This window comes from Lachnoanaerobaculum sanguinis, assembly GCF_033242365.1.
In the GTDB taxonomy this organism is placed as follows: domain Bacteria; phylum Bacillota; class Clostridia; order Lachnospirales; family Lachnospiraceae; genus Lachnoanaerobaculum; species Lachnoanaerobaculum sanguinis.
The window spans coordinates 1-470 of the sequence record NZ_BTHK01000054.1; the positions used below are offsets into that span (position 1 = coordinate 1).

Genomic DNA, 470 nt, shown 5'->3' on the forward strand with positions numbered 1-470 from the left:
AAGAATAAAGTAATGAAGATCAATGAAGTATGGGAAGAACTCCGAGAGAAGTCACATGCTAACATACAGAGTGAAAAAGGTATTCTGAAACGACAGATACGCTCTATTCAAACAGAAGGTCATTTTGGAGATATTAAAGAGAATGAAGATTTCCGACGCTTTAACTATCGTACTTCAGATAAGGTTTATAAAGAATTTATGCTTTTTGCAATAGGAAGAAATATAAATAAATATCATCGTTTTCTCTATGCCAAACTAAAGAAATTTGAAGGTAAACCACAGGAGAAAACAGCATAGTAAAAAATGCAAAAGCAAAATTTCAGCAAAGGGGGTTTTATGCCCAAAAACAGACAGTATTATAGAAAAACAAAATATCCTGACAAAGTCGCAAAGCCCAAAAGCCTTGTATTTGTCAGGATATTTCTATTTCGTTCTGCGGGAAGTAAAATTACTTATTTCCCGACAATCCC

1 protein-coding gene is annotated in these 470 nt (G+C 33.6%); it reads left to right on the plus strand.

Going from position 1 to position 470, the window contains the following annotated elements; all coding sequences use genetic code 11:
* Positions 1 to 297: transposase (locus SBH76_RS13495; protein ID WP_317978166.1), on the plus strand; the 297-nt coding region annotated here is incomplete at its 5' end.
* Positions 298 to 470: the final 173 nt, after the last annotated feature.